Source organism: Pseudomonas quercus, from assembly GCF_012033695.1.
Taxonomy (GTDB): Bacteria; Pseudomonadota; Gammaproteobacteria; order Pseudomonadales; family Pseudomonadaceae; genus Aquipseudomonas; species Aquipseudomonas quercus.
In genome coordinates this window covers 276,591-298,934 of the sequence record NZ_JAAVJI010000003.1, presented here as the reverse complement: position 1 = coordinate 298,934, position 22,344 = coordinate 276,591, and the positions used below count along the sequence as shown (strand labels likewise).

The window sequence follows — 22,344 nt, the reverse complement described above, 5'->3', positions numbered from 1 at the left end:
GATTACCTCCGATTAAGGGACGCAGGGGCGCTCAAGCCACGGCGTACCTGCGCTGGGTCAGCCTCGGTGCGGCGATACGACAGCCCGAACGCCTTGCCACGTTCTACCAGGTGGGCCAGTACCTCACGCAGGGATTCAACGGTCATGGTGCCAAGGCTAAAACGGGTCGCCAGAATGATACGGCCGCTGTCCGGCGAGGTGCCGAACACACCCAGGTCTAGCTCGTAGCCCGCCAGGTTCACTTCCAAGATGCGGCTATACACCTTGGCGCGTTGCGCCTGAGGCGGGATGCCAAAGTCGCAGTAAATGCTCAAGCGATCCGGCGCGATCCCCGCCGCGTGCCGTACGGTAATTGCTACGCCGTCGATATTCAGAGGGGCACCGCCGATGATCGCTTCAATGTCAGCGTTATCACGAATGCCAGTCGCTTGGCAGAACTCAGTCATCAATGCTTCAAACGTTATAGGCATATCGTCGGGTCTCTTGGCAACAAAGGGGCCGCGCTATCGCCTTCGACAGTGGGCTTGAAACACTTGAACGTCAGGCCGAGCCACGCTGAAAAGCGCGGCACGGCCTAGGCATTACACGGTCTTCAATTGGCTGAAGTGCTGGTTCAGCTCATTGCCAAGCGCTGTTTTGTCGGTATCTGCCATCTGCTTGGCCTGCGTGGCTGCCAGGGCCATCAGCGACCTTAGGGTGTCAACGAACTGCACGTTGTGAGCGTCAAAGTCTTTCTGATTGATGACCAGAGGTACTTCGGTGCAGGCGCCCGTTACCACTTGCGCTCCACCATCGACCAGGGTTTTCGCCGGCTCAAGCATCAGGTCACGAGAATTTTTGTATTCGCCGCCTTTGATGCCATTAGTTTCAGGGCCGCCCTGGACCGGGAAGTTTTTGGTCCCGTAGATACTGCCCATGGTTTTTTGCTGCTGTTCTTCGTCCGGCACGGTGATGCTGAACTGGTTGGGGTATTTGCTTGCCAAGCGGTTCTGGTACAAACCGGTGCTGTTGGTGCCGTTGGTTGCCAACTGGCCGATTTTGACGGGGTAGTGACGTCCGCCCTTGCCGTCCATGGCCTTGTTGACCTCTTCGGCAACGGAGTCGGCAATGTGGAGCAGCTTCACGCCCTTGGATTCGGCGTGCGCTTCCAAGGCGTCAAACCAGATATGCGCGGTGTTGCAAGTAATCACCGCAACCTTGGCACCTGCGCTGGCTGCTTGGTCGATAGCCCCTTTCATGCCGTGGTAAGGGTTGTCAGCACGCGGGTCGGTCAGCATTTTGATGCGCTCGTCGCGCCCACGTCTACCCAGGTCGGGGGGGAGGTTGTCTTTGGCGTAGGCGGTGCGGTCACCGATGTTGGGGGAGTCCGACACCAGTACATAAGCCCCATGGGCCTGGTCGCTTTTAACTGCGAATTCATTTTGGAAGATGTCTACCAGCCGTTCTGCAGCGGCATTGCCCGCAGCCGGCCCCATCCCACCGATAATGCCAATCTTGGCGAAGTCAGGTAGTGCTCCGCCACGCTTGGCTTCAAGGGCCTGCGTGTTGCCAGGGCGTTGCCCACCCAATATGTCGCTTACCGCTTTTAAGGCACTTCGCCCTTCGTTGACGAACGCGTCACGCGGCGAAATAGCAGGCGGTTGTGATTTACTGATGTCTGCTTGGGCGCAAGCCAGGTTAGCAGCGGCGGATGCCACGTTCGCAGTGGGAATTCTTGGAATCATGTAACGCCTCTCCTTTATAAGTTTCACGCACGCGTGCCGAGACAGCTCTGCTAATGAGCGGCAACTATAAGGCGGCTAACGTACAAGAGGGTGTGTGGCAGAAACTTTCAAGCAGTTCCACATCAAACATTAAATAATGTAGAGTGCCCTGAAATGCTGATAGCAGAGCCTTCCAAGCGAACTAATGGCTTGGAAGGCAGGCACTTATAAAGTGCATGGAATTAATAGTAATAACTTTTTTGCACAGTTAAGGTGCGTTTGTTATTTTTGTGTGACTTTTCAGTTTTACTAGAGCGTTAATTAAAACGATGCTGCACCTTTAAGAGGCAGTTGCAATGGCCACGCACCGCTGTGCCAGTACCTCAGTCGGGTCTACTAAAGCCACTGTGTAGGCGCCAAGGGAAAAAGCGTCCGCTTGGCGTAATACCAAGGGCAGTTCGGTGCAACCCAGGATGAGGATTGTTGCGCCTTGCTCGGCCAAATGCTGTGCCGCGGCCAACAGGTCCTCACGGCATTCCCCTTCGACAAACCCCGCCTTGATGCCGCGTTCGCCGTAGATGGACCGCATCACCCTGGCCTGAAACTCAGCATTGGGTGTCATCAACTGCAAGCCCACCCGCTCAGCTGCCTGCTGATACACCCCTGACTGCACGGTGCCAGCCGTGGCCAGTAGCCCCACGTGCGCCGCTACGCCGTAGCGGTCTCGCACATGCTTAACCGTCTCGTCGAGCATGTGTATCACAGGGATCGACAGCAGCGGCTGGATACGCTCAACGAAGGCATGAGCGGTATTGCAGGGAATAGCAATGGCACCCGCACCTTCTTCTTCCAGCCGTTTGCACGTGGCATACAGCGCAATGCTGGGATCGGCCTCGTTGCGCAGCAAATTTGCTGTACGGTCAGGAATCTGTGGGTTCTGCTCCACGATCATCTTGATGTGATCCTGATCGCGGCTGGCAGGGGTGTTGCGCACCACCTTGCCCATAAAGTCCACCGTGGCTGCCGGGCCTACCCCGCCCACTACCCCGAGCTTGAAGGGCAATGCCCGGCTTATTTCACCGCCACGCGTGGCGAAATCCGCATACAGCCGATTAGCGTCCAGCAGTGGCAGGCCCTGTTGCTGAAGCAGTGGGGCCACCAAACTCAGTTCGGTTGCACCCGGCAATAGCAGGTCTACGCCTTGCTCGCGCAGGTCCAGGCATGCACGGCGCACTTGAGCCAGCGGCTCGCCATCCAAGTGGCCGGCCTTGATACCCGCAGCGCCATACAGCGCGTCCATCAAGGTGGCCTGGTGCTCGGCACGCGGGTAAACAATGGTATAGCGGTCACCGAAGTAGCGCTCGAACAACCCGGCATGCCGTACAAAATCCGAGCACACCACACCCAGGCGCCCACCGTCACCCAAGGTTTCGCTCACGTGCTGGCGCAGGGCGGCCATCATGTCGATCACCGGAATGTCCAACTCGTCTTGCAGCTGCTCTAGAAACGTATGGCTGGCAAAACAGGGCAACAGCACCGCATCTGCTGACCGCCGTGCCAATGCCTGGCAGGTCTGGAACACGTAGAACATCCGTGAGCTGAGGTTAGCGTTCGAAGCCAGCGGCAGCGCGCTGCCTTTGAACGGATCCTGCTGCAGTATGAAATGGTATTGGTCGCGAGCGCCCTGCACCGCCGGGTTGCTGACCAGCTTCGCCAGCAAGTCGACGCCGGCCAGGTCGCCGAGGCCGCCCACGACCCCTAGTGAGCGCTCGCCAGCTTGGTGGGTATACCGGTTCATTATGTTCATCGCTACTTCCGTTAGCTTAAGCCAGTTCTGAGGTATTCAGGGGTTGCCGCGGGGGTGTGCCGGCCACAGCTGGCGTTTCGAGCGTGTCGGCTGCCGGCGCTTCTCCACGGTCGGCTTCGAGCTTGGCCACTACGGCGGTTGCAATGCTGTTGCCGCCGACATTGGTAGCAGTACGGGCCATGTCCATGAAAGGGTCGATGCCGATGATCAGCAACAGCCCGGCTTCAGGCAGGTGCACGATTGGCAAGGTAGCGGCTACCACCACCAAGGATGCCCGCGCTACGCCGGCCATGCCTTTGCTGGTGATCATGCACGTGAGGAGAATCACGACCTGTTCAAAGATCGACAAGTCAATGTTGTACGCCTGTGCAATGAACATCAGGGCGAATGCCTGGTACATCATCGAGCCGTCCAGGTTGAACGAATAACCCAGTGGAAGCACGAAGCGGGTTACGTTCTTGGAGGCACCGAAATTTTCCAACGCGTCGATGGTTTTAGGGTAGGCCGACTCACTGCTGCACGTAGAGAACGCCAACAGCACCGGCTCACGGATCAGCTTGATCAGTTTAAATACCGCGTTGCCAAGAAACGCACGCCCTACCAGAATCAGCGCTGCCCACAACAAGGCAATACCTACGTAGAACTCACCTACCAGCTTGCCGTAGTCGACCAGCAACCCCAGCCCTTGCACGGTGATCGCCGAGCCAATCGCGGTAAAGACGGCGATCGGTGCCAGCGCCATGACATAGTCGGTAATGCGGAACATGACCTTGACCAACTCATCGAGCAATGGCTGGATCATGGAGTTGCCGGTGGTCTTCTTTACATAGGCCAATGCGGCGCCGAAAAACAGCGCGAAGATCAGGATCTGCAAGATCTCATTAGTGGCCATGGCCTCGGCAATGCTACGAGGGAACACATGGGTCAGGAACGATTGCAGCGTAAAGCCACTGGTGTTGAGCCCAGCGACTGCCGCATCCTTTTCGGGAATAGGCAGGTTCATGCCCGCGCCCGGCTGGAACACGTTCACTAGCACAATCCCGAGCGACAAGGAAAACAACGACGCGCAGACAAACCACGTCATGGATCGAATGGAAATCCGTGCGACCATGCCCGAACCACTGGAGCTCATGCTCGCCAGGCCCGCTACCAAGGTGGCGAAAACCAGCGGTGCGATAATCATCTTGATCAACCGCAAGAACACGTCGGTAATCATGTTGAAGTACGAGGCTACTTCTTTGGTCATTTCGGGGTTTGCCAGGTAATGATGCAGGCCACCCCCGACCACTACGCCGAGTATCAGAGCCATAACGATTTGCTTGGCCAATCGGATGTTATTCATGCGTAACCTCAGCAAGGCGCGCGGCGAACCTGGCGCGCAAAAAGTATGTTCAGCGGGCAACACGGCACACCGCATACCCGCTCTGGTAAAGCGATGCGTTAGGCAGGTAAAACGTAAGTGGTGACACCGCGTTAACCGAGAACGGGCTTGTGCTCTAGGGGTCAATGCCCGAATCACCATCGCGCCCTGTGAGGGCATCGGCGGCTGAGATCGATTCTAAGAACAAATGCTTCACAAGGTGATGCATTCGCGGTCTATAACTATGTGCTTTATGCATAGCCTGGGTGGCGTATGGCGCTGAAAGGTTTCACCTTCCATCGCGAGGTCGTAGATGGAACGCTGGGCGTCGTATTTTTCTCGAATCCGGGCTGCCTGCAGGTGCCGTTGCTTGTTAGGGTAATGCCCTCGCCAACAGGGAACCGGGTACACCATGCAACTGAAATGGATCGAAGACCTGATTGCGTTGGCAGAGACCAACAGCTTCTCGCGCGCGGCTGATATCCGCTGTATCAGCCAGTCGGCGTTGTCCCGGCGTATTCAGTCTCTAGAGAGCTGGGTAGGGGTAGAGCTGGTCAATCGCGGGATCTACCCCGCGCAACTTACTAGTGCCGGGCAGGCGTTTTATGAACAAAGCCGAGAAACCCTGCTCAGCTTGCTCGCTGTGCGCGAGGAGTTACTAGAGGCCGGCCGTATGCCGGGGGACTCTATCGCGGTAACCGTAGGCCATACCCTCTCGGTCACCTTCCTCCCCAAATGGCTCAAGCAACAGCAGGCGCGCAACGGCCACTTCAAGGCGCGCGTAGTGGCCGCTAATGTGCACCAGGCCGTAATGGCCCTGGAAGAGGGGCACTGCGACTTGATGATCGGCTACCACCACCCCCATGCCCCGATCTCCTTAAGCACGGAAAAATTCAGTAGCTTGTCCCTGGGTTTGGACTCCTTGGTGCCTGTGTCCGCGCCAGGTAGGCGCGGCCGCCCCTTGTTCACCTTACCCGGCAGCCCCCATGCACCCACCCCGCATCTGGCCTACACGGAAAGCACCTTCCTTAGGCGGATTGTCGATACCATCCTCAAGCGCAGCCCTACGCCTTACTACTTGGAAACCTGCTACGAAGGCGACATGGCGGTGCAGGTCATGCAAATGGCCCGGGAAGGCTACGGCCTGGCCTGGCTGCCTAAAAGTGCAGCCCAGGAAGAGTTGGCACGAGGCACGCTGGTGCCCGCTGGCAGCGATGCCTGGAATGAAGAGCTGGAAATCCGCTCCTACCGCACCAATGGGAACAACAATGCCACCATGCAGGCTTTCTGGAACGCCCTAAAACACGATAGCGAATCACGCCAGGGTTGAGGCCTGTTGCAAGTCCCGGCGGCCTCCAAACGTTTTTCATCATTCTAAGGCGTAGCGCGTCGGGTTGGACCGTGTTTTCAGGCTGGAGGATTGGTTCGCGGCTCTGTGCTGCAGCCGCTTGCGCATAGGTTCGCCATTGAGGTCGCTATCTGCGTTTTAGGTGGTAGCGCCACTACGGGGTGCGTGTCGCTGATCCCGCAGTGCAGTGCTGATTCAACCAACCCAAGAAAAGCAGCGGCGATGTGGCTCTAGCCTTGCCTGAGTGCTACACGCGGCTAGCGACCACACACACAGCGCCCAAGGGCGTACCAAGCCTGAAGGCTTCGCAGGGCACGGCCTCGCCACAGCTCTTCTCCACCTCAGAAACGAAAAAACCCGCCAAAAAGGCGGGTTTTTCGTACCCCGACGCATCCATCGAACGCGTAGGAGCTAAACATGGTGCCGGCACCAGGAATCGAACCCGGGACCTACTGATTACAAGTCAGTTGCTCTACCAGCTGAGCTATACCGGCGGTGAGGGCGCTGATTATAACGATTACGCGCGCGCTGTAAAGCGAAACCTGCAAACGGCTCTGCACGGCGTGTGCAATTGATTTTCAAGAAAATTCCTATACGTCGCTCGGATATTTCGAGCAGCTCAGAAAGAAAATTCTCGCATGAACTTTTTTGGAAAGTTCCAACAATGGCGCCTCCTTAACGCCGCTTCGCTTGTTGTTGGAGGCTATTGTTCCATGCGGTTTATCTTCGTAATTGCATTGTTGTTCGGTTTGCCTGGGCTGGCGCTGGGCGGGCCGCAGATCAGTATCGGGTCCCTCAACGATTACCTGCAGGCCGAAAAAGGCGTGCTGGTAAAGCGCATCGCTAACGGTGGGGACGCAACCGCGTTTGTGAAGGTGCGCGCCTGGGAGCTTATCCCAAAGCCCGACGGCACGGTTGAGGAGTTGCCCCTGGATATCCAGGCCGGCGGCGGCCAGCGTGAGCTGGTGGTGAGCCCTACACGGTTGATCATTCCCGCCAAAGGGATGCAAACCGTACGTTTGCTGTTCGATGGCGACCGCACGCATGAGCGGTATTTCCGCCTGCGCTTCAACCCCGTGCTGCCAGGGGCAGGGGATGGCTTCGAGCTGACCGAGCAAGAAGCCCAGGATTATGAAGTTTCCATTTCAGGCGGGGTACAGATGTTGGCCGGCTTCGGCTCGGTTTTGTACGTACGCCCCCGTGAAGTCACTCACCAACTGGCTATCGACGAAGAAGAGGGCCGCTTCGTAGTGCGCAATGTTGGCAATGCCACGGCGGTACTCGAGCGCTTTCGACGTTGTGACGCCTCCGGCATCGACTGCGACCCGGCGGTGGTGCACCACCTGCCGCCAGGCGGCCGCCGTGTATTCCCCAAAACCCCAGGCTCTACCTACGCCTTCGAGCACCGGCGTGGTGCGCTTGCGCCTCTGCCTTATGAAATCAAGGGCTAGCCGGGCCCTCTCTTACCGGCACTTAAAAAAACCAACGCAACCAGGAGCACCCTCCAATGATGAAATACCTCGCCCTTCCCCTCGCCCTGTTGATCGCAGGTTCGGCCATGGCCGCGGACAACAAAATCACCAAGCGTATCCAGATCACTGCGGAAGTGCCGACCGCTGCGTTCACCTTTATCGATGAACACGGCTGGATGAATGAAAACCAGAAAATGACCTTGGGCGCCGATGGCAATCTGGAAACCATCGCGGGCAAGCGCGTGATTGTGAAAAGCACCACGGGCGCCATTTCTGCCCGGCTGGAAAGCGATGCCACCCTCACCAGCCGTGGTGACCGTATCCCGTTGACCATCACGGCCAATGGCGTGGATTTAACCAACACCGCCCAAGAAATAGTCTCCGCCACCGACGCCGCGGATCGCTTCTGGATGAACATGGACATTGCCGCCGCTTCTGGCCCGTACCAGCCGGGCAACTACATGGCCTTTGTTGACGTGACCTTCGAAACCCCACTGGCTGTTAACCCGTAAACCTTAGTAGCGCGGGCCGCTGCTGGCCCGCGTTCCTTGCCTTCCAGCTGGGATACGTACCGTGCTAGCAAACAATCACCTCAAGCTCGTAATCGCCTGGGCGGTGGGTTTGGGCCTGCTGGCTGCCGAAGCAAGTGCGGCCGGGCCCTCCAGCCTCGACCTGCTCAGCCAGGCAAAAGGGCTACCTCCGGAATTTCGAGACCACTTCTTCAATGTGCCCTTGGTGGTACGGGTCGACCTCAATGGTCGCTACCTGGGGGACGCTATGCTGTTGCTTGGGCAAGACAACACAGCCCAACTGCTCAAGTTCACCAGCACCACCCAATCCGATGCCTCGCAAGCGCAGCGTCAAGCATGGCTCGATGCCTTGGGCGAACCCTTGTCCTTGGGCGATTGCACAGCCCGCTGCCCAGAAGGCTTGGTTGCGCTGCACTACAGCCTGGAGCGATCTGCGCTTTCCATTCTCACCGCACAAGCGGAACAAGACACCGAAACACCCCGATTTCATCGGCTGCCCGAACGCAGCAGCGGCTTGCTGGTGCGTAATCAACTGAATGTCGCGGGCAGCGAGTCCCAGATGTATGGCACCTGGCTGGCAGCTGCCACGGGCAGTGTCGGCCAGTGGACCACCGTAGCCGAAGGGCAGGTCGACCGCAGCCGCTATGAAGGCTTGAGCGAAGACCGCCATCGGTTGCGCAGCCTGTATGCCGATCACTTGCGGGGCGATCACTTTTACCGCCTGGGTTATTTTGCGCCCTCCCTGCAAGGCTTGAGCCGCCAGCCGCGCACCCTGAACGGCCGCCCCGAAGGCACCTTGGGGCTCATGTTTGGGAGCAGCGATAGCCTGGCGATCGACAGCGCCCAGCCAAGCGCCAGCCCGGTGTACGTCACGCCCAACCGCCCGGCTACCGTGGAGGTGTACCGCAGCGGCTCCTTGATCTACAGCCAACCGGTACAGCCGGGGCTACAAACCGTGGATACACGCTCACTGCCGGGCGGTATCTATGAAGTAGAGGTGCGGGTAGTGGAAGACGGCCAGGTCACGGCTACCAGTAATGAGTTCATCTACAAACCCCAGAACTGGAAAAATCTCGACCAACGCTGGCGCTATAACGCGTACCTGGGGCAAGGGCGCGAATTGCTCAGCAACTGGGACAGCACGCGCGAAGAAGGCATGAACGCTGGCCTGATCGCCAACTACCTGCTGCACCCGCAAGCCATCCTAGGGATGTCGGTGGAGCATGTGGATGCCCGTATGCAATACGGCCTGTCGCTCGATGCGTCGTTGAGCCAAGGCTTGCAGCTGTTCAGCAACGTTTACCGCACCGATGGCCTTGGCGATGGCCTGGACACCCAAGCTATCTACACCTACCGCGCGGGTAACCTGATGCTTAGTCACAACCGCTCCTGGCTGTATTACCAGGCGTGGGATGATCGCTTGCCTCCAGGCTTTCCTAGCCGGCAGCGTTGGGCAATACAGGAGAATACCCAGACTGCCTTGAGTTGGCAGCACCGGTTTACTGCGCGAGGCACGGGCACTGCCCGGCTTACGCATGACACCGGGCCTGCGGCCGGCACCGGGCTGGATCTGTCCTGGGTGCAGCGTAGCGTGGTACTGGGCTCGGACGCCTATTGGCGCTTTTCAATGTTTGACCGGCCAGGAAGTGACAGCAGCGGCAACCGTCGCAACCGTGGCCTGGATGTCAGCCTGACCGTTGCCCTGGGCAGCGGTGGCGACAGTGTGTATGGCACCTTCGGTACACGCACCGACCGTGAAGGTGGCCGTGAGCAAGTGGCCACGCTCAACTATCGCCATGCACTGCATGGGCCTTTCCTGCAGAACGTGACCGGTACCCTCAACAAAGACAGCTACGGCGTTGGGGTAGGCGGGCGCGTGGACTTTCTCAGCCCGGCGTTGGCTGGCGACCTGTACGTGCAGTCGTCTTCCTATAACGGCGAACTGGGCGGCGGGCTCAACCTGGGCAATACCATTGCTTTGGGAGGCGGCCATGTGGCCTCCAGTGGTGATTTCAACAGTTACGCCTCCGGCATGATCGTGGACGTGGACAGTGACCTTCCCGATATCCAGCTGCGTACCTATGACGAGCACGGTACCAGTGGCCGGCTGCAGGCTGGGCGCAATGTCATCCCGCTGACCCCTTACGAGCCCGGGCGCGTTCGCTTCGACGTCAGAGGCGATAGCGCACACCCCGCAGTGGTAGTGCCTCAAGTCGCGGACTATCACCTGAACAAGGGCGCAGTGGGCTATCAGCGCGTGCGGATCATGCGCACGGTCACGGTCATCGGGCGCTTGCTGGACGACGGCGGCAAACCGCTGCCCGGCGCCATGGTGGTCAATCACGCTAGCCGTGGCGTGAGCGAAGCAGACGGCTTTTTCGCGGTGGAAATGAGCCATTCCACGCCCACGCTTGAGGTTCGTCATCACGGCAAACGCCGTTGCCTGGTCAATGTGGACCCTGCCCGCGTGCAACGCGAACAGGATGTGCTGATGGTAGGCGACCTTACCTGCAGCCAGACCCAGGTGGCCGGTACATTGGAAGGAGAACGCCCCGATGCGTGATACACATCATTTACCGCGCAGGCGCGGCACCAGTCGTCATTACCTGGCGCTAATGGCCCTGGCCTCAAGCCTTATGCTGGGCGCCTACGCTCAGGCGGCTACGGTGGACATCAGTGCCGCCTACCGGCCATCGTCCTCTAGCTCGGAGTTCCAAAACACGACGCCACCCTCCGGTTTTTGTGTGGAATATGGCGGCTGCGGTAACCAGATCACGTCGGTGGCGTTGCCTGTGCAGTACGACCGCAATGTACTCAGCGGCCTGCCGCCAGCGTCCCGCCGCTGGTCGCTGCAGGCGCCTCCTCAAGCCAACGTGACCTTGATCTCCGCCGAAGGTAATACACTCGCGGCACAGTTTCAGATCACCCATATGGCGCAAGTACTGAGTGGTACAGGGTTCGACAAGCTCGAAAACCCGGCCAACCATTCCAGCACAGGTGGTAATTGCTCGTTCGTGGCGCCCTATGGAAGCGACGGTGGCAATGCCGCAGGGTTTATCTGGCGCATGGCGGACCCAGTATCGCCGGGGCTGTGTTACCCCGCTACGGCGGGCACCAGTAAACAGTTGGAAATCACCCCTTCGGCCCGGCGAACGTCGGTCGGGTACCGGCTGATATTACCCGCGCCCCATACGGTCCCGGCTGGGGCTTATCAAGGCAGCGTGACCTACAGCATCGGCGAAGCAGGGGATTTCAGCCTGGGTAGCCGCGTGAGCAACCTGAGCGACAACAGTGTGACCTTCAACTTTAGCGTGACGGTACAACACGAGCTGAGCATGAGTTTCCCGGCAGGGTCGGACCACATTGACCTGCAGCCACCTGATAGTTACGGCGGATGGCACTTGTACTTAACCGGTCAGAAGCCACCGCCCGGTACCATCCTTAAGATACTGCCCTTCCAGATCTCAACCAGTGGGCCTTTCAAGCTGACTATGCGCTGCGACGAACCCAATTCGGTCGATACTTGCGTGCTGCACAGTGCTCGCAATCAATTGACAGCCCGGGTGCTTATATTTATTGAGCTCCCACCTGCCATCACGCATATGGGGCAACCTGTACGGTTTAATGAGTTAAATCACAACCGTACAGTTGAGTTTCAGGTCACCCAGCCTGTGTTGGATCAGCAGGGGCGGTTGCGGATCGTAATAGAAAACGGGGATCTCAAAAGGATCATGCTGCCGAACCCCGGCAATCCCTTCCAAGGTGGCATTACGTTGGTGTTCGATGCGCAGGTTTAGCCGCAGGTTGATCCTCTGTGGTGTGTGCGCCGGGCTGGCTATGGCCGCTTCGCCAGTGATGGCCATGCCCGAGCTGAATACCGGTGCCCTGTATGACTACCTGGCCCCCACGCGTTCAACCTTCACCAAGCGCGTTCGTAATCTGGGCAACGAGACGGCGTTCGTGCGGGTAGAGGTGGCAGAGATCACTTATAACGCCAAGGGCGACTCGGTAGAGCAGGTGCTCGAAGGCACCGATCGGCCCCTGATCGCCAGCCCTGGCCGGTTGATCGTGCCTGCCGAGGGCAGCCGTGACATCCGCCTGGTCTACCGTGGTGCTCGAACCACCGAGCGTTACTTTCGCCTGCGCTTTGTCCCAGTAGTACCTTCCAAGGACGACACGTTCGGCCTGGGGAATGAAGAGCGAGCGCAATACCTTAACGCAATCGAAGCACAAGTAGGCGTGCTCAAGGCCATCGGTGGGGTTGTGCTGGTGGGGCCTTCACCCGCGCGCTTCGATACCCGGCTCCAGCAGCGGGAGGGGGAAGTGCGCGTGACCAACCAGGGCAACACCACCGTGCGCTTGGAAGACTTTTCCACCTACCGCGCTGAAACAGGCTGCGGGCAAGGCAGAACCGTTCATGTAAGGCCTGGCCAGACATTCACTGAAACGGCTGCGCCCTCGCAGCGGTTCTGCTTCACGCTGGTTGAAGGCAGCCAACGCACGCGTCACCAGCGTTAAGCAAGGTGTGGCGTATGGTAAGGAGACCCCTATGCGTAATGCACTGATCGTTGATGACCAGCCCTACATCCGTACTATCGTGGAGAACCTGTTGGCTGAGGAAGGCATCAAGACCCTTGCCCATGCCAGCGATGGTGTGCAAGCGCTGGCGCTGGCGCGCAAGCTTGAGCCAGAGCTGATCGTGATGGAAATCGCCGTAACAGGGCTGGATGGCATCGAAGTCATCAGCCGCATCAAACAGCTGGGGTTCGACACGGATATTCTGGTGCTCACCAGCTATCCCGCTGAATACAGCGCCGAGCGCTGCATGAAGGCCGGCGCTGCGGGCTTTTTGACCAAAACACACCAGCCGGAGGACTTTCGTCAGGCGGTACGTACCCTGGTATCGGGTTATATCTTTTTCCCTAAACCTTTCTTGGGGCAGGTAACGCCGGCCTTGGGTGGCCCTACCGAGCAAGAGCGGATAGCACGCTTGTCCGCGAGGGAGTTGGCGGTTTTGCGTTATCTCGCCATGGGGTTCACTAACATCCAAATCGGCGAAGCCTTGTTACTGAGCAATAAAACGGTCAGCTCTTACAAATCGAGACTAGTGGCCAAGCTCAAGGTGGATTCACTGGTTTGCCTGGCAGACCTTGCCCGTCGCCATCACCTTGTTTGAATGGCTATGCACACGCTAGCAAAAAGGCCTAGTGCCTGCGTGCCGGTAGTGCGAGCGTATGTGCTAAAAGGTTCTTCACAGGCTTATCCACAGGTTATCCAGGCTTGCTCGCCAGGACCATCAGGTTGCGCGGCGTTAGCCTGGGTTCACAAAACAGCCCTACCTGCACGTCATAACCGTGCTCCCGCAAATACAATGCACGGTCCAGTACCAGCCACAGTTCCAGGGGCCGGCGGAACAGGTTGCGTACCCGCTCCAGGTTGCGCACCTGCGCCAGGCGTTGCCAGCCTTGAGCTTCCCAAGTGCTCCACGCTTCGTTGGGGCTTAATGCCACGCCTTTGAGCGCTGCCAGGTGAAGGCAGTATTGTGCGAACGTCTCGTTCAGCCAGTGGGCAGGCAATGACGGCGTAGGCAAGTAAGCGTTTTGGCCGCGCACGTGCCGCTGCACTAGATCGAACCCCAGGCGCCGTGCCATAGAGGTATCGCGCTGGCGCCGCTCGCGTGCGCCTGCAGTGACCGTTTCGCTGGCAGTTAAAGCCAGGTCCTCACGGTTCAATATCAATGGCCTGGTACGGCCTGCATCTGACAAAGGTACGTAGGCGTCGGCCTGGGTGCGGTTGTAGCAGCAGGGTGCTAATGCCAAGTGTCCACAACCCTGTTCAACGGCTTTTTGCAGCAGCCGTACATGCAGGTCGCCGCAGGCATGCAAAGCAACCGGTACGTGATGAGGTTGCAACGGCGTATCGGCGGCTAATACGTCCTGCAACTGGTGCCGGGCGTGCAGGCGGTGGTGGTCGCTAAGGGCCTGGCCCGCGCTTACCAGGGCAGGGTCCCATTCCAGGCAGGTCAGGGCCTGGCCAGGCTGCACCAGCCTGCGCCCCAGGTGCCCCTTGCCACCGCACCAGTCCACCCAATGGGTGACTGAGTGAGCGAAGGGCAGGTGGCGCGAAAACGCCTCCACTTGTTCCCACTTACGGCCAGGTACCTCGCGCTCCAGTCGGTGGAGTGCTGGAGGTAACTCCAGGGTAGGCAGGCTGCCTAGCTGCGAGAGCGCAAGGCCTTGTTCGGCGAGGCCGCGTAGAAGCTCAGGCGCCTGTGCAGGTACAGGCACCTCTGCTGCTGCCTCGGCGTCTTCCAAAGACTGGCTACGAAGCCACTGGGCCAAGGCGGGGTGCTGTGTTTCCCAAGGCAATTGCAGGTGCGTGAAGGGCCGTGGCTTCCACAGCCCCTCATGGGTATTCAAGAATGCCTGCAGTGCGAAGAATCGAGCCTCCAGCCCATCGACAGCGTGCACGGTCAACGAATGCTGAACGGAAAGTACTTGTCGTTGATTTTCTTGTAGGTGCCGTCCTGGATGATGTCCTTGAGGGCCAAGTTCAGCCGGGTACGGAGGGGGTCGTTCAAGCGCGTGGCAATGGCGATCTGGTCGCCGTCTTTCACAGGTTCGCCTTTGAGCTCATAGCCTTTGCCCGCGTCGGTACGCATCCACTCGTAGCTGGAGTACTTGTCTGCCAGCGCGCCATCGATCTGCCCGGTTGTCAGCGCTACGTACAGCTCTTCCTGGGTGGAAAAGCTTTGCACAATGGCAACGTCGGCAGCGTTCTCTGCCAGCCAGCTGGCCGCCAGGGTCCCTTGCTGAGCCCCCAGTGTCTTGCCCATGAAGCTGCTGGGTGTGCCAGAAAGGTCACTACTGGCCGCAGCGATGAACTGCAGTTTGTTGGTGTAGTAGGGGTCAGTGAAATCCACTTGCTGCTTGCGGTCTTCAGTGACGGAAAGCGAAGAGATCAGAAAGTCGTACTGGTTGTTGTTCAAGGCAGGGATCAGGTTTTCAAAATCTGCCGTAACAATCTCGCACTCCACTTTCATCTTGGCGCAGAGTGCAGCACCGATGTCTGCATCGAACCCTACCACCTGCCCGCTGGCATCTGTGTCGTTGAAGGGGGGATGGCTACCTTCCATACCCATGCGCAGCTTATCGACCGCGTACGCCGAAGACAGGCAGGTCAGGGCCAGAACGCAACCCACCAGCGAACTGAAAAATCGGGGCATGTAGCAAACTCCAAAGGCAATGCAGCAAGGTGTACGGGCTTCGACAACGGCTAATGCAGAAACATCACGTGCTTTACGGCCAAGGTTGCGACATTTTATTTATCGAACGCGATCACAAAAACGTGAGGAAAGGTTGCACTGCCCTTGGAGAAAAGGCAGCTGAGGTTGCACCGCGAATGGGCGAGGGTGTTACCTGGCGGTCTAAAACAGGGCACATTCAGAGCATTGCCTGGGTACTCTGGTAATGCTTTTGTGGTAACGCGACAATATGTCCTATGGCTAAATCGTTTTAGCTTCAAGCGCCAACCCCCGCTGGTCTGCGGGTTTGAACTATTTTGCATCAATTTGGCGCACTTCTTGCGTAAAAAAAATCCAACAGCGCGTTGCTTGTCCCACACAGCGGTAGGGCCCGGTGCACGCGTTGGACAAATCGCTTTCTCGGAAGGGTACACCTATGAGCAGTATTCAAAACGCCGGCGGGCTTGCCCAAGGCCTGAAACCTCGCCATGTGACCATGTTGTCCATCGCAGGTGTTATCGGGGCAGGCTTGTTCGTCGGTTCTGGCCATGCCATCGCTCAAGCGGGCCCCGCTGTGCTTCTGGCCTACGCTGCAGCCGGTACCTTAGTGGTGCTGGTGATGCGCATGTTGGGTGAAATGGCAGTGGCTTCGCCAGACACCGGTTCGTTTTCCACTTATGCCGACCGCGCCATCGGGCATTGGGCAGGCTTCACCATCGGCTGGCTGTACTGGTGGTTCTGGGTGCTGGTGATTCCGCTGGAAGCCAACGCTGCTGCGGGCATTCTCCACGCCTGGATTCCAGACGTTCAAATCTGGGTCTTCGCGCTGATCATTACTGCCGTGCTGACCGTGACCAACCTGTTCAGTGTGAAGAACTACGGTGAGTTCGAGTTCTGGTTCGCCCTGCTGAAAATCATTGCGATCATTGCCTTCATCGTATTGGGCCTGGGCGCAGCGTTCGGCTTTGTACCGGGTAGCCAGGTCAGCGGCGTTAGCCACCTTACCGATGTTCAAGGCTTCATGCCGAACGGCTTGGGCGCTGTAGTTGCCGCCATGCTGACCACCATGTTCTCGTTCATGGGCACGGAAATCGTGACCATCGCGGCCTCCGAATCTCGCGACCCGGGCCGTCAGATCTCCAAGGCCACCAACTCGGTGATCTGGCGTATCTGCCTGTTCTACCTGCTTTCGATCTTCTTGGTAGTCGGCCTGGTGCCGTGGAACGATCCTTCACTGCCGGCATTGGGTTCGTACCAGACTGTGCTGAACCTGATCGGTGTACCTAACGCGAAACTGATCGTAGACATCGTGGTGCTGGTGGCCGTGACCAGTTGCCTGAACTCGGCACTCTATACCTCGTCTCGCATGCTTTTCTCCCTGAGCAAACGTGGCGATGCGCCCAAGGTGGCACAGCGCACGTCCCGTGCTAGTACGCCTTACGCGGCCGTCATCTTGTCCACAGCGGCTGCATTCCTGGCCACCTTCGCCAACTATGTTGCGCCTGCCGCCGTGTTCGACTTCCTGTTGGCCAGCTCGGGCGCCATTGCGTTGCTGGTGTACCTGGTGATCGCGTTCTCTCAACTGCGCATGCGCCGCCAGGCCGAAGCCCGTGGAGAGAAGCTGGCCTTCAAGATGTGGCTGTTCCCTGGCCTGACCTACCTAGTGATTCTGTTCATCATTGGCGTGTTGGTAGAAATGTTCCGCCAGGAAGACCACCGCGTGGAAATCGTTGCCACCGGTTTGCTCACCATTGCTGTTGTGGCAGCAGGGTTGATTGTGGCCCGCCGTCGCAAGGCTGCTGCCCATGGCCGTGCCGTGCTGAGCCGCTGACCTTCGTTCGCTGCGGCAAGTAAAAGGCCGTTACCTGAAGAGGTAACGGCCTTTTTCGTATTACCGGTTTTCGTGTTACCAGCGTGGGCCTTCGTCGCGGTAGTGGCCCCAATGGCGAGGCGGCGGACCAGGCTGGTAATAGACAGGCTGCGGGGCACGGCGGTAGTACACCACCGGTGGAGGCGCAGGTACGTACATCACCTGCCGTGGGGGAGGCGGTGCGTAGTAACGCTCTTCGTAATACCGGCGTGCTTCGTGGCGATGGTGGTGGCCGCCATTATCCCAGCTGCTGGCAATCAGCGCGCCGACCGCAGCGCCTGCGATGGCTGGCACTATCAGGTTGCGCTCGTCTGCCGAGGCAGTGCCCACCACTCCAGCGCCCACCAGGCAAGTGGAGAGCAGTACGGCTTTGGTCAACTTCGCAAACATGGTGTCTCCTTCGGCGCCGGCTTGGGTAGCGCCATGGACGTATGAAACACCTTTGCTGTGTAAAGCGCGGTCTGGGGATGGTAAAGGTTGTGTAAGGGCTTGTGTTGAGTGCAGAGGGGATTTGCTTGTTCGCCCGCTGCACTAGCGTTTCGCAGGCTCCCACAAGCACTCTGCCGCGCGTTGCTAGGCTTATCAGGCCTCGGCAATAGCCGCGGCAGCCGCTACATAGGCTTCTGTGAACTCGGTGCTTTCGATCCGCGCCATGGCATCGTCCTCGCTCAAGCCATGGTGCTTCTCGTAGTAGGCAATCCACAGGGAAACGATCAGGTCCGAGACATCGTCTTCGGAATAGTTGTCGATCACCATGGGCAGAGGCGACTCGGTGAGGAAGGCAAAGGCCACCGCTTCCTGGCCCTCTTTCTCCACGGCCGCCATGGCCGCAAACAGGTCTTCGAAGGCGCCTGTCTCCAGCCCGCCTTCGAAGAACTCTTCCATGCTCACGAATTCAGGCGACAGGGCGTCCGGGTTTTTCTCCCTTGGCGCGTCCGGCTGGTTGTTACGCTGGATACGGTTCTGGCGAGCCTTGGACGACGCACGCTTATGTTTCTTCTGCTGCTTGCGATCGGAGGACATAAGGGCGGCTCCTGTGCCGGCGTGAAAAGGGGCGTGGTAAGCGTAGCCAAACCTGCTTGAAGCAAAAAACCCCTGAACCTTGCGATTCAGGGGTTTTGGTATTTGGTGCCCAGGGACGGAATCGAACCGCCGACACGGGGATTTTCAATCCCCTGCTCTACCAACTGAGCTACCTGGGCAACGGGGCGCATTAAACGGGTTTTTCAGGGTTGCGTCAAGCGTCGGTGCAAAAAAATTTTAATCTTTCCCGTCGCTTACGCGCCAACCCCCTTATTCAGCGGGTGGAACGTAGCCGTCGGCTTTGGCGTACTCCTCGCCAGACAGGTACTTCTCCATCTCGCCTTGAAGGAATTTGCGGTCCTCGGCGTTCATCATGTTCAGGCGGCGCTCGTTGATCAGCAGGGTTTGGTGCTTCTGCCAGTCGGCCCAGGCCTTCTGGGATACATGCTGGTAGATGTCTTCGCCCTTGGCGCCGGGGTAGGGTGGGCGCTCCAGGGCGGGCAGTTCTTCTTTGTACTTGCGGCACATCACGGTGCGGGTCATGGGGTTTCTCCTGCATGCAAGGCAACAGCCGCGCGCTCCAGCAGTGTTTTTACTGGGGCAGCCAGGCCTAGGCGCGGCGGGGTGGCGAGGTTATACCAAAGCCAGTCGGCCTCGGCCACGTGGGCGGCGCGGGCGTCTACCCGTACCAGCCAGGGCTCTATGCTCAACTGGAAGTGGCTGAAAGTATGCGTCAGGCCTTGCAAGGCCTGGGTGTCGAGCAGCGTGAGGTCGTGCTGAGCGACCAAGTGTTGAATATCGCTGAAACTGTCCAGCTCCGGCAGGCTCCACAGCCCGCCCCACAAGCCCGTAGATGGGCGACGGTACAGCAGAATGGCGCCCTGGCCGTTGCTGAGCAGCGGCATCAACGTTTGCCGCTGTGGCAGCGTTTTGCGTGGCTTGGGCGCCGGGTAGCGGGTTTCTTCGCCTAGCAAGTGGGCACGGCAGCCTTCACGCAGTGGGCACAGCAGGCAGGTGGGGCGCGTGCGGGTGCACAAGGTTGCGCCCAGGTCCATCATTGCCTGGGTGTAGTCGTTGACCCTCGCATGGGGGGTAAAGCGGTCGGCGGCCTCCCAGAGGGCTTTGGCGACCTTGGGTTCGCCGGGGTAGCCCGCCTGGGCGGTGTAGCGGGCCAGCACACGCTTCACATTGCCATCCAGAATGGGCGCTCGCAGCCCCATGCTGATACTGGCGATGGCGCCAGCCGTGGAGCGGCCGATGCCAGGCAAGGTTTCCAACAACGCCGGGTCACATGGAAACTCGCCGTTGTAGTCAGCCATTACAATGCGTGCCGCCTTTTGCAGGTTGCGAGCGCGGGTGTAATAGCCCAGCCCGGTCCACAGGTGCAGCACTTCGTCTTCAGGGGCCTCGGCCAGGTCCCGAACGGTGGGCAGGGCGGTCATGAAGCGGTCGAAGTAGTTGAGCACCGTGCTCACCTGGGTCTGCTGCAGCATGATCTCCGACACCCACACGCGGTACGGGTTGATCTGTTGCTGCCACGGCAGGTCGTGTCGGCCGTGTACATCGAACCACTTCAGCACGGCGCTGGAAAAGTGCTCAGGCCTCATCGTTTGAACAACCCTTTGAGGGCATCTTTCAGCTCGGAAGGCACCTTGTCGCCCAACTTGTCTTCTATCTTCTCCTGCACACGGTTACGTACCGCCTGGGTTGCCAGTTGCCCAAGGCCGTCGCGGTCCACACGGCAGGCGCGGGCGCCCAGCTCCAAGGGGCCACGGCAGCGGATTGGCAGTTCCAGGTTGGCAAAGCGGTCGTTCACTTCGCAGGCCGGGTCGGCCATGTTGCCGCTTTCGCCTTCCACCACTACGCCCACGCGGTAATCCAGGCCCAGCACGCGCAGGTCGATATCACCGTTGCCGCTGGCCCGCAGCCCAGGGATGCTGGCTTTGAAGTCTGGGTTGTTGGCCACGCCGTCTCGCACGGTGAGGCTGCCTTCCAGGCGCTGGAAGGGTGTGTCACGGCCACGCGGTTCGCTGGTAAGGGTTTTGCGGTTGAGCAAAGCGATACCCTGGCACAGCTGCTGCTCCAGGTTGGCATTCACTAGCACGCCATTGTCGACGGTAAAGCGGCCATTGCCATTAAGGGTGTCAACCAAGGCTTTCTGGCTATTGCCCGCGCCGGTAAAGGCAGCATCCAGCGTAAGCAGGCCGCGTACCGGTGGCGGGTTGGTATGGGTGGCAAGTACCACATCCACTGGCACCCTGTTTAGCTTGGTCTTCAGGCTGAGCGCAGGCACGTCGGGGCGCACGTCCAAGGTGCCGCTGGCATTGAAGTCACCTTGTGCGATCTGCCCGCTCAGCCCTTGCAGGTTAAGCAGGCCGCCGTGGCCTGTCGCAGTGAGATGGGCTTTGTCGATAGTCAGCTTTTGCAGCGTCAACTGGTTCAGGCTGAGTTCGGTTTGCAGGTCAATGGCCCGCAGGCGCTCAATGGGGAACAGCCGGTCATCGCTCCAGGCCTGGCGGCCAGGCGCATCGGGCAAGGGCGAATTGCCTCCGCTGGCCATCGCCGCAGCTTCACTGCCTTGCACTTCGGCCTGGCGTGCCGCTGCCGTGCCTTTGGCTTCTTCGCTTTGCGCCGGCAGGTAGCGGTCCAGGTTCAAGGTGTCGCCCTGCAACGTGATGCGTAGCGCCTGTGCAGCGATGTCATCCACTGCCACACGGCCCGTGAGGGTGCTGCCGTCCAGCTTGATGTTCAGGTCTTCCAGGGCCAGGGCGTTGGCGTTGCCCTTGAGGGTGCTCACCAGCTCCACCTGTGTCAGCGCGGTGGGGTCTGCTGTGGCAGGCGCCGCCTGGCCAATACCGTCCAGGAAGGCTCGTACATCCAGTTGCGCCACAGAGAGCGCGCCGCTGAGCTGTGGCGTGGTGTCCAGGTCGCGAACATGAAGCTCGCCCAAGGCACGCAACTGGTTGGCCGAGAGCTTGAGGTTGTTCCAGTCGGCAACATTTGCTGCCAAATCCGCCAGCAGCTGGCCTTGCGCCGCAAACGTGATGGTTTTGCCTTGCAGTGGGGCGCCGGACAGTTCGCCTCCCAGGCGCATGTCTTCGAACTGGTAACGCTGCACTGAAGGGTCGAAGCGCAGGGTGCCCTTGAGCTCGGTGCGGGCGCGCAACTCGGGCTGATTGGTGCCCAGGAAGGCGGTGAGGGTAACCGGAATGTCCGTCGCCGGCTGCACGGCCCCTGTGCTCAGCTGGATACTTTCGGCGGTAAAGCTGCGGCCGCTGTGTTCGTCCAGGTAGGCCACGCGGGCGTTATTCACAGTAAGGCTATCGATATCCAGCTTCAACGGGCGGCTGCGATCAGGGCTGCTGGGTGCCTCTGCAGGGCTGCTATCAGGCGCAGCAGGCGCGGCTTCGCTAGGCAGTGGCTTGCCGAAGTCTTCCCAGTTGCCATGGCCTTGGGCGTTGCGAACCAGGTTCAGGTCCAGGCCATCCACGCGTACATCGCTCATCTGCAACTCATGGCGCAGCAGCGGCAGCACCCGTACCGACAAGCCGAGCAACTGCAGGTTGGCAAAAGGCTGCTGTGGTTGGGCGAGGGTGGCCACGCTGGCGTCATGCAACTCCAGGCCAAGCCAGGGAAACAGGCTCCAGCCGATGTCGCCATTGAGGGTCAGCTCCACATGGGCCTTGTCGCGGGCCAGTTGGCGGATCTCGCTTTTATAGTCGTTGGGATCGAAAAAGTGGGTCAGGGCAAAGCCCAGAGCCACCACGATCAGCAACAGCCCGAGAATGACAAGCCCCAGGATTTTGCCGAACGCTTTCATGGGCGGGTCCTTGTAGTTCATAAGGTTGATTACCGCGAGTATAACGGTTTGCTACTGCGCCAAGCGTCTGACGTAGTGCCAGTGGGCATTTTGGTTATGAGCACGCCCCAAAGCGGTCAAAAACGCGATATCAGATTGCTTCCATCGCACTGAACAAATGTTTAATCT

The 22,344-nt window shown here is 59.2% G+C and carries 19 protein-coding genes and 2 tRNA genes; 8 read left to right on the top strand and 13 right to left on the bottom strand.

The features are described from left to right. Window positions 1-2: 2 nt before the first annotated feature. The 4 genes from HBH25_RS07755 to HBH25_RS07740 all read right to left on the bottom strand — a co-directional run bounded on the left by HBH25_RS07755 (window position 3) and on the right by HBH25_RS07740 (window position 4,852). A complete protein-coding gene (locus HBH25_RS07755; protein ID WP_168083171.1) occupies window positions 3-470 on the bottom strand; it encodes a CesT family type III secretion system chaperone in 468 nt (155 codons plus the stop codon). 111 nt (window positions 471-581) lie between these two features. Further along, a complete protein-coding gene (locus tag HBH25_RS07750; RefSeq protein WP_168083169.1) occupies window positions 582-1,724 on the bottom strand; it encodes an aspartate/glutamate racemase family protein in 1,143 nt (380 codons plus the stop codon). A 319-nt stretch (window positions 1,725-2,043) separates the two neighbouring features. Continuing rightward, window positions 2,044-3,510 carry a cysteate racemase gene (gene cuyB, locus HBH25_RS07745; RefSeq protein ID WP_168083167.1) on the bottom strand — a complete coding sequence of 489 codons (1,467 nt, stop codon included), beginning with the start codon at window positions 3,508-3,510 and terminating at the stop codon, window positions 2,044-2,046. 16 nt (window positions 3,511-3,526) lie between these two features. Next, on the bottom strand, window positions 3,527-4,852 hold the full coding sequence (locus HBH25_RS07740) for a dicarboxylate/amino acid:cation symporter (protein WP_168083165.1): 1,326 nt from the start codon (window positions 4,850-4,852) through the stop codon (window positions 3,527-3,529). A gap of 430 nt (window positions 4,853-5,282) precedes the next feature. On the opposite strand from HBH25_RS07740, the gene HBH25_RS07735 reads away from it, so the two are divergent. After that, window positions 5,283-6,200, top strand: a complete 918-nt coding sequence (locus HBH25_RS07735) for a LysR substrate-binding domain-containing protein (protein ID WP_168083163.1) — start codon at window positions 5,283-5,285, stop codon at window positions 6,198-6,200. A 436-nt stretch (window positions 6,201-6,636) separates the two neighbouring features. Here the strand turns inward: HBH25_RS07735 and HBH25_RS07730 are convergent. Further along, a tRNA-Thr gene (locus HBH25_RS07730) sits at window positions 6,637-6,712 on the bottom strand. Between the two features lie 219 nt (window positions 6,713-6,931). On the opposite strand from HBH25_RS07730, the gene HBH25_RS07725 reads away from it, so the two are divergent. The 6 genes from HBH25_RS07725 (at window position 6,932) to HBH25_RS07700 (ending at window position 13,396) form a co-directional block, all read left to right on the top strand. Beyond that, entirely contained in the window at window positions 6,932-7,669 is a 738-nt protein-coding gene (locus tag HBH25_RS07725) for a molecular chaperone (protein ID WP_168083161.1), read from the top strand. Between the two features lie 56 nt (window positions 7,670-7,725). After that, window positions 7,726-8,202, top strand: coding sequence for a CS1 type fimbrial major subunit (locus tag HBH25_RS07720; RefSeq protein WP_168083159.1), 477 nt, complete (start codon window positions 7,726-7,728; stop codon window positions 8,200-8,202). Between the two features lie 61 nt (window positions 8,203-8,263). Further along, window positions 8,264-10,783, top strand: a complete 2,520-nt coding sequence (locus HBH25_RS07715; RefSeq protein ID WP_324616868.1) for a CS1-pili formation C-terminal domain-containing protein — start codon at window positions 8,264-8,266, stop codon at window positions 10,781-10,783. Beyond that, entirely contained in the window at window positions 10,776-12,017 is a 1,242-nt protein-coding gene (locus tag HBH25_RS07710) for a hypothetical protein (protein ID WP_168083157.1), read from the top strand. Before HBH25_RS07715 ends, HBH25_RS07710 begins: the two co-directional genes overlap by 8 nt. A gap of 40 nt (window positions 12,018-12,057) precedes the next feature. Continuing rightward, window positions 12,058-12,738 (top strand): molecular chaperone, encoded by a 681-nt coding sequence (locus HBH25_RS07705; RefSeq protein ID WP_168083155.1) that lies wholly within the window; start codon window positions 12,058-12,060, stop codon window positions 12,736-12,738. Window positions 12,739-12,769: 31 nt separating this feature from the next. After that, a complete protein-coding gene (locus tag HBH25_RS07700) occupies window positions 12,770-13,396 on the top strand; it encodes a response regulator transcription factor (protein WP_168083153.1) in 627 nt (208 codons plus the stop codon). Window positions 13,397-13,490: 94 nt separating this feature from the next. Here HBH25_RS07700 and HBH25_RS07695 read toward each other — a convergent pair whose 3' ends face one another. Both HBH25_RS07695 and HBH25_RS07690 read right to left on the bottom strand, forming a co-directional pair. Next, on the bottom strand, window positions 13,491-14,690 hold the full coding sequence (locus HBH25_RS07695) for a methyltransferase (RefSeq protein ID WP_168083151.1): 1,200 nt from the start codon (window positions 14,688-14,690) through the stop codon (window positions 13,491-13,493). Between the two features lie 2 nt (window positions 14,691-14,692). Continuing rightward, a complete protein-coding gene (locus tag HBH25_RS07690) occupies window positions 14,693-15,445 on the bottom strand; it encodes a transporter substrate-binding domain-containing protein (protein ID WP_168083149.1) in 753 nt (250 codons plus the stop codon). A gap of 454 nt (window positions 15,446-15,899) precedes the next feature. On the opposite strand from HBH25_RS07690, the gene gabP reads away from it, so the two are divergent. Further along, window positions 15,900-17,294, top strand: a complete 1,395-nt coding sequence (gabP, locus tag HBH25_RS07685) for a GABA permease (RefSeq protein WP_168083147.1) — start codon at window positions 15,900-15,902, stop codon at window positions 17,292-17,294. Window positions 17,295-17,369: 75 nt separating this feature from the next. On the opposite strand, the gene HBH25_RS07680 is transcribed toward gabP, so the two are convergent. The 6 genes from HBH25_RS07680 to HBH25_RS07655 all read right to left on the bottom strand — a co-directional run bounded on the left by HBH25_RS07680 (window position 17,370) and on the right by HBH25_RS07655 (window position 22,176). Then, entirely contained in the window at window positions 17,370-17,723 is a 354-nt protein-coding gene (locus tag HBH25_RS07680; protein WP_168083145.1) for a hypothetical protein, read from the bottom strand. Window positions 17,724-17,915: 192 nt separating this feature from the next. Continuing rightward, window positions 17,916-18,356: a hypothetical protein gene (locus HBH25_RS07675; protein WP_168083143.1), complete on the bottom strand. Its 441-nt coding sequence runs from the start codon at window positions 18,354-18,356 to the stop codon at window positions 17,916-17,918. A gap of 103 nt (window positions 18,357-18,459) precedes the next feature. Further along, window positions 18,460-18,535 (bottom strand) — tRNA-Phe (locus tag HBH25_RS07670). Window positions 18,536-18,626: 91 nt separating this feature from the next. Next, window positions 18,627-18,899 (bottom strand): oxidative damage protection protein, encoded by a 273-nt coding sequence (locus HBH25_RS07665; RefSeq protein ID WP_168083141.1) that lies wholly within the window; start codon window positions 18,897-18,899, stop codon window positions 18,627-18,629. Then, window positions 18,896-19,963: an A/G-specific adenine glycosylase gene (gene mutY, locus HBH25_RS07660; RefSeq protein WP_168083139.1), complete on the bottom strand. Its 1,068-nt coding sequence runs from the start codon at window positions 19,961-19,963 to the stop codon at window positions 18,896-18,898. The genes HBH25_RS07665 and mutY overlap by 4 nt, the downstream gene beginning before the upstream one ends. After that, entirely contained in the window at window positions 19,960-22,176 is a 2,217-nt protein-coding gene (locus tag HBH25_RS07655) for an AsmA family protein (RefSeq protein WP_168083137.1), read from the bottom strand. The genes mutY and HBH25_RS07655 overlap by 4 nt, the downstream gene beginning before the upstream one ends. Between the last annotated feature and the right edge of the window lie 168 nt (window positions 22,177-22,344).

Excerpts from the sequence above, each read along its gene's own strand:
- HBH25_RS07755 (WP_168083171.1), bottom strand. The coding sequence starts at position 470 with ATGCCTATAACGTTTGAAGCATTGATGACTGAGTTCTGCCAAGCGACT.
- HBH25_RS07750 (WP_168083169.1), bottom strand. The coding sequence starts at position 1,724 with ATGATTCCAAGAATTCCCACTGCGAACGTGGCATCCGCCGCTGCTAAC.
- cuyB (WP_168083167.1), bottom strand. The coding sequence starts at position 3,510 with ATGAACATAATGAACCGGTATACCCACCAAGCTGGCGAGCGCTCACTA.
- HBH25_RS07740 (WP_168083165.1), bottom strand. The coding sequence starts at position 4,852 with ATGAATAACATCCGATTGGCCAAGCAAATCGTTATGGCTCTGATACTC.
- HBH25_RS07735 (WP_168083163.1), top strand. The coding sequence starts at position 5,283 with ATGCAACTGAAATGGATCGAAGACCTGATTGCGTTGGCAGAGACCAAC.
- HBH25_RS07725 (WP_168083161.1), top strand. The coding sequence starts at position 6,932 with ATGCGGTTTATCTTCGTAATTGCATTGTTGTTCGGTTTGCCTGGGCTG.
- HBH25_RS07720 (WP_168083159.1), top strand. The coding sequence starts at position 7,726 with ATGATGAAATACCTCGCCCTTCCCCTCGCCCTGTTGATCGCAGGTTCG.
- HBH25_RS07710 (WP_168083157.1), top strand. The coding sequence starts at position 10,776 with ATGCGTGATACACATCATTTACCGCGCAGGCGCGGCACCAGTCGTCAT.
- HBH25_RS07705 (WP_168083155.1), top strand. The coding sequence starts at position 12,058 with ATGGCCGCTTCGCCAGTGATGGCCATGCCCGAGCTGAATACCGGTGCC.
- HBH25_RS07700 (WP_168083153.1), top strand. The coding sequence starts at position 12,770 with ATGCGTAATGCACTGATCGTTGATGACCAGCCCTACATCCGTACTATC.
- HBH25_RS07690 (WP_168083149.1), bottom strand. The coding sequence starts at position 15,445 with ATGCCCCGATTTTTCAGTTCGCTGGTGGGTTGCGTTCTGGCCCTGACC.
- gabP (WP_168083147.1), top strand. The coding sequence starts at position 15,900 with ATGAGCAGTATTCAAAACGCCGGCGGGCTTGCCCAAGGCCTGAAACCT.
- HBH25_RS07680 (WP_168083145.1), bottom strand. The coding sequence starts at position 17,723 with ATGTTTGCGAAGTTGACCAAAGCCGTACTGCTCTCCACTTGCCTGGTG.
- HBH25_RS07675 (WP_168083143.1), bottom strand. The coding sequence starts at position 18,356 with ATGTCCTCCGATCGCAAGCAGCAGAAGAAACATAAGCGTGCGTCGTCC.
- HBH25_RS07665 (WP_168083141.1), bottom strand. The coding sequence starts at position 18,899 with ATGACCCGCACCGTGATGTGCCGCAAGTACAAAGAAGAACTGCCCGCC.
- mutY (WP_168083139.1), bottom strand. The coding sequence starts at position 19,963 with ATGAGGCCTGAGCACTTTTCCAGCGCCGTGCTGAAGTGGTTCGATGTA.
- HBH25_RS07655 (WP_168083137.1), bottom strand. The coding sequence starts at position 22,176 with ATGAAAGCGTTCGGCAAAATCCTGGGGCTTGTCATTCTCGGGCTGTTG.